Annotated in this window: 8 protein-coding genes; 6 read left to right on the top strand and 2 right to left on the bottom strand. The window is 73.3% G+C overall.

The window, feature by feature from the left end; genetic code table 11:
- From IDM29_RS14765 to IDM29_RS14755, 3 genes are all read left to right on the top strand, one after another.
- A partial coding sequence (locus IDM29_RS14765) for a TFIIB-type zinc ribbon-containing protein (protein WP_223148370.1) occupies window positions 1–1,221 on the top strand: 1,221 nt, incomplete at its 5' end.
- A 2-nt stretch (window positions 1,222–1,223) separates the two neighbouring features.
- The gene (locus tag IDM29_RS14760) at window positions 1,224–1,547 is read left to right on the top strand and encodes a growth/differentiation factor (protein WP_182113411.1); all 324 of its coding nucleotides are present in this window, start codon (window positions 1,224–1,226) and stop codon (window positions 1,545–1,547) included.
- 50 nt (window positions 1,548–1,597) lie between these two features.
- Window positions 1,598–1,999: a hypothetical protein gene (locus IDM29_RS14755; RefSeq protein WP_182113410.1), complete on the top strand. Its 402-nt coding sequence runs from the start codon at window positions 1,598–1,600 to the stop codon at window positions 1,997–1,999.
- A 6-nt stretch (window positions 2,000–2,005) separates the two neighbouring features.
- Here the strand turns inward: IDM29_RS14755 and IDM29_RS14750 are convergent, their stop codons facing one another.
- Window positions 2,006–2,878, bottom strand: coding sequence for a LysR family transcriptional regulator ArgP (locus IDM29_RS14750; RefSeq protein WP_182113409.1), 873 nt, complete (start codon window positions 2,876–2,878; stop codon window positions 2,006–2,008).
- A 71-nt stretch (window positions 2,879–2,949) separates the two neighbouring features.
- Between IDM29_RS14750 and IDM29_RS14745 the strand changes: the two genes are divergently transcribed.
- The 3 genes from IDM29_RS14745 (at window position 2,950) to IDM29_RS14735 (ending at window position 4,778) form a co-directional block, all read left to right on the top strand.
- Window positions 2,950–3,567 (top strand): LysE/ArgO family amino acid transporter, encoded by a 618-nt coding sequence (locus IDM29_RS14745; protein WP_255491794.1) that lies wholly within the window; start codon window positions 2,950–2,952, stop codon window positions 3,565–3,567.
- 75 nt (window positions 3,568–3,642) lie between these two features.
- A complete protein-coding gene (locus IDM29_RS14740) occupies window positions 3,643–4,293 on the top strand; it encodes an MBL fold metallo-hydrolase (protein ID WP_182113408.1) in 651 nt (216 codons plus the stop codon).
- Window positions 4,294–4,337: 44 nt separating this feature from the next.
- Window positions 4,338–4,778, top strand: coding sequence for a hypothetical protein (locus tag IDM29_RS14735; RefSeq protein ID WP_182113407.1), 441 nt, complete (start codon window positions 4,338–4,340; stop codon window positions 4,776–4,778).
- Window positions 4,779–4,785: 7 nt separating this feature from the next.
- Here IDM29_RS14735 and IDM29_RS14730 read toward each other — a convergent pair whose 3' ends face one another.
- Complete coding sequence (locus tag IDM29_RS14730; RefSeq protein WP_182113406.1) at window positions 4,786–5,118, bottom strand: YnfA family protein; 333 nt, start codon at window positions 5,116–5,118, stop codon at window positions 4,786–4,788.
- Window positions 5,119–5,140: the final 22 nt, after the last annotated feature.

Raw genomic sequence — 5,140 nt, 5'->3', positions numbered from 1 at the left:
GCGGCAGCGGGCGCGCGCGCGGCGGTCCCCCCACCCCCGCCGCCCCCGCCGGGCCCGCGCGTCGTGCGGACGGACGAGGGCGCCGTCGACGGGCTGACCCGGTGCGAGCGCTGCGGCTCGACGGAGATCTCGCTCAACGTGGCGACGGGTCGCCTGCGCTGCAGCTACTGCCGCTACGAGTGGCAGGGCCCCAGCGCGCTCGCGACGTCGGACCTGAACAGCCCGATCGGCGAGCTGTCCGGGGTCGTCATCGGCTCCGGCTCGGCCGACATCATCCCCTCGACCGACGAGGTCCTGACCTTCAAGTGCTCGGCCTGCGGCGCCGAGGTGGTCATCGACACGAACGAGAGCACGCAGGCGCGGTGCCACTGGTGCCGCAACACGCTCTCGATGAACCAGCAGGTGCCCAACGGGGCGGTCCCGGACATGGTCCTGCCGTTCCGGGTGCCCAAGGACGACGCCGTCGCCCGCATCGCCGAGTTCGTCAAGAAGCGCACCTTCTTCGCGCACCCGGTCTTCAAGCGGGAGTTCAACCCCGAGAACGTCATGGGCGTGTACCTGCCGTACATGGTGGTCGACGTCAACGCCCGCGCGAGCCTCGCGGGCCAGGGTGAGCACCAGACGCGCTCGTACACGGTCAAGAGCGGCGACAGCCGGCGACGGGTCTACGACGCGGACGTGTACGACGTCGTGCGCGACTTCACCGTCCACATCGACGACCTCACCGTGGAGTCGTCGCGGGCGCGGCTCGACAAGGACGCGTCGCGGAACACCAACAACATCATCAACTCGATCCTGCCGTTCGACGTCGAGAACGCCGTCCGCTACGACTCCAACTACCTCTCGGGCTTCCACTCCGAGCGGCGCGACAGCAACGTCGCGGACCTGACCCCGGTCGCGACCGTCCAGGCGCAGGACGTCGCGCGGCACGCGGCCAACCAGACACTCGAGTTCTACGACCGCGGGGTCCGTTGGGACCACGAGCGGGTCGACGTCGTCGGCCAGCGCTGGGTCTCCGCCTACCTGCCCGTCTGGCTCTACAGCTACCAGCAGCGCAAGTCGAACGGCCGGTCGTTCCTGCACTACGTCGCCGTCAACGCGCGCACGGGCGAGACCATGGGCAGCGTCCCGGTGAACCAGCCCAAGCTGCTCGCGGTGGCGGGCGTCGTCCAGGTGGTCGGCACGATCCTGTTCGCGCTCATCATGCTGACGGGAGGGTGAGCGTGGGACTCGCAGTGATGACGGTGGCGACGCAGGTGCTCGCCTCGAGCGGTTCGTCCGACAGCGACCCGCGGGCCTGGGGCCTGCTCCTGCTCCTCGCGGGACCGGCCTTCTACATCTCGATGTACCTGCGGTACCGGAACACGGACAAGCGCCACAAGCACGAGATCGAGACCCGCGCGACGCTGCACGACGTGCGCGCGTCCGACACCTTCCACAAGTCCCTCACGCGACTGTCGAACGCGCGGATGAACGGCGCCAACAACACGGAGGTCCGCGGCGCACGCACCGGACTCGCGGCGTCGCTGGGCCTCGACAACAACTAGCGGGCCGTCGTCCCTGTGGGGCGGCCGACGTCCGCGAGTAGCCTCGCGGCATGGCGCGCTACGTCATCGATGCCCCGACCCTGCTGCACCTCGTCGACACGGGGGCGGCCGTCGGTCCCGACGTGCAGCTCGTGGCGCCGGGCCGCATCCGGTCGGAGGCCCTGGAGCTGCTGCTGCGCGACGTCGAGTCGGGAGCCCGCACGGAGCGCGCCGCGCTCCAGACCCACGAGGCGGTGACCGAGCTGAAGATGCGTCTGCTCAGCGACCGCGTCTCGCGCCGCGTCTCCTGGCAGATCGCTCGCGCGCAGGGCTGGCCGACGCTGCGCGACGCCGAGTACCTGGCGGTGGCGCGCCTCCATGGCGACGCGCTGGTCACGGTGGACCCGGCGCTCGCGGCCAGGGCCCACGACGTCGTCCCCGTCGCACCGCTGCAGGTGCTCGCGGGCGCGTGATCGCACTCAGCGAGCGAGGTGACGCCGGGCCGCCACGGTGATCGCGGACGCCACGCGGTCGAGCGGCTCCGACCGGAGCCTCCACTGCTGCCAGTGCAGCACGACGTCGATCGTCGCCGCGGGATCCAGGCGGACCAGCGCCCCGTCGTCCCCCTGCGCGTCGGGCAGCATGCCCCAGCCCATGCCCAGGCGGACCGCCGCCAGGAAGTCCGCGGACGAGGGGATGTAGTGGAGGGGCGGCTGCACCCCGGGGGCCAGCCTCCCGCGCAGGTAGCGGTGCTGGAGCTCGTCCTTGCGGTCGAAGACCACCACGGGCGCGACGGCGAGCGCCTCGCCGGTCGGGCCGTCCGGGAACCAGCGCTCGACGAAGCCGGGAGCCGCCGTCGGCCGGTACCGCATGGTGCCCAGCCGCGTGACCGAGCAGCCCGGAACCGGCTCGGGGTCCGAGGTGATCGCGCCGACGACGGCTCCCGAGCGCACGAGCGCGGCCGTGTGCCCCTCGTCGTCGAGGCGCAGGTCGAAGGCGACGCGGCCGCTCAGCGGGGCGAGGGCCGCGAGCACCCACGTGCCCAGCGAGTCGGCGTTGACGGCGATCGGCAGCGTCGGAACGGTCCGCTCGGCACCGCTGCCCAGCTCGGCGAGCGTGTCGTCGGTGAGCAGCTCGATCTGGCGCGCCAGCCGGAGCAGGACCTCGCCCGACTCGGTGGGGCGCACCGGCCTGCTGCGCACGAGCAGCACGCGGCCCGTCGCCACCTCGAGGGCGCGCAGGCGCTGACTGATCGCCGACGGGGTCACGTGCAGGGCGCGGGCGGCGGCCTCCAGTGTCCCCTCCGAGACCGCGGCGCGCAGGGCCCGGAGCTGGGCGAGGTCGAGGTCCATGAACAGCGATGCTAATGGTTGTTCAGGAATCTGAACTTCCACTTCAGGATGGCCGACCGTACGGTCGTGACGTGCTCCCCGACCTCCTCGCCGCGCTCTCGGGCCTCGGCCTCGGCCTGTCGCTGATCGTCGCCATCGGCGCGCAGAACGCGTTCGTGCTGCGCCAGGGACTGCGTCGCCAGCACGTCGGCGCCGTCGTGCTCGTGTGCGCGCTGTCCGACGCCGTCCTGATCGCGGCGGGCGTGGCCGGTGCCGGTGCGGTGGTCCAGGACCGGCCGTGGCTGCTCGACGTCGTCCGGTACGCCGGCGCCGCGTTCCTCCTCGGCTACGGCGTGGTCGCCGCGCGGCGCGCCCTGACCGAGCAGGGGCTGGTCCCCGAGGACGGGGCGGCGCGGACCTCGCTCGCGGCCACCGTCACGACGGCGCTCGCGCTCACGTGGCTGAATCCCCACGTCTACCTCGACACCGTCGTGCTGCTCGGCGTGGTCGCGCAGGGCCACCCGGGACGGCAGTGGTGGTTCGCGGCCGGGGCCGCGCTGGGCAGCGTGCTGTGGTTCACGGCCCTCGGCTACGGGGCCGCCCTGCTGCGACCGGTGTTCGCCAGGCCGCGGGCCTGGCGCGTGCTGGACGGCGTCATCGCGCTCGTGATGCTCGCCCTCGCCGTCTCGCTGCTGGTCAGCACCCTCTGAGCCGCGCCCCACCCGGGCGACGTGGCTACCGTGGCACCGAGGGCCGGTCCGGCCACGGTGAGCCCGGAGGATGCCATGCAGCTCGTCAAGCACGTCCACTCGTGCATCGCCCTGGACCACGCGGGAGAGCGCGTCGTCCTGGACCCGGGGACCTTCGGGTCCGCGGACGTCATCGGCACGACGCACGCCGTGCTCGTGACGCACGGCCACGCCGACCATGTCGACGTCGAACGGCTGCGCGCCGCGCTCTCGGCCGATTCCGCGCTCGAGGTCTGGACGACGACGCCCGTGGCGCAGCAGCTGGACGCGCCGGGGCGGGTGCACGTCGTCCAGCACGGCGACGCCTTCGCCGTCCCGGGGTTCGACGTGCGCGTGGTCGGCGCCGAGCACGCGCCGATCCACCCCGACGTCCCGGCGCCGCCGAACGTGGGCTTCGTCGTCAGCGCCGGCGGCGTCTCGGTGTTCCACCCCGGCGACGCGCTCACGGTCCCCGACGTGCCGGTCGACGTGCTGCTCGTCCCGCTCTTCGCGCCGTGGACCCGCCTGGCCGACCTCGTGGACTGGATCCGCGAGGTCCGGCCGGGACGCGCCATCGGCGTGCACGACGCGGGCCTGAACGACGACGTCGGGCAGAAGATGGTCAGCGGCTTCCTCGGGCAGAGCGGGCCCGGGACCGGCGTCCCGTTCGTGCGGGTCCCGGTGGGGTCCGTGGTCGCGCTGCCCTGAGTCCCGGCGGGTGCGTGCTGCGACCGGCCGACCTAACCTCAGGCATGACCGATCCCGCGCCGTCGTCCTCCGTCCCGCGCACGCTCGGGCGCCTGGGCCTGGGTGCCGCGCTCCTGGTGGCCGGCACCGGCCACCTGCGCAACCCCGACGAGTTCCTCGCTCAGGTGCCCCCGTTCTTCCCGGCGCGCGAGGCCGTCGTGAGCGTCTCCGGCTACGTCGAGCTCGCGATGGGCGCGGCACTGGTCCTCGCCCGGCGGCGGCGCACGACGGTCGGCTGGGTCGTCGCGGCGTTCTTCGTCGCCGTGTTCCCCGGGAACCTCTCGCAGCTCGCGACGCGCACCGACGCCTTCGGCCTCGACACGGACCTCAAGCGCGCCGTCCGCCTCGTCTTCCAGCCGCTCCTGGTCGTCTGGGCCCTGTGGTCGACGGACGCCTGGCGCCAGTGGCGGCGACGGCGTGCGGCCCGCCCGGACGTCGCCGCCTAGCTCGTGGTCAGCCGCGCGGCGCGTACATGATCACGGCCACGCCCAGCAGGCAGATCGCCGCGCCGACGACGTCCCACCGGTCCGGCTGGAACCTGTCGACCACGACGCCCCAGGCGAGCGAGCCCGCGACGAAGATGCCGCCGTAGGCCGCGAGGATGCGCCCGAAGCTCGCGTCCGGCTGCAGCGTCGCCACGAAGCCGTACAGCCCCAGGGCGACGACGCCCGCGCCGATCCACAGGACGCCGCGGTGCTCGCGCACGCCCTGCCAGACGAGCCAGGCGCCGCCGATCTCGGCCAGCGCGGCGACGGCGAACAGCAGGAGCGAGCGCAGCACGGTCATGCCGGGCAGTCTGCCCGGCACG

This window comes from Actinotalea sp. JY-7885 (assembly GCF_014525465.1).
GTDB lineage: Bacteria > Actinomycetota > Actinomycetes > Actinomycetales > Cellulomonadaceae > Actinotalea.
Note: the sequence above shows the minus strand (reverse complement) of the source record. Positions and strands in the feature narration are given on the sequence as shown.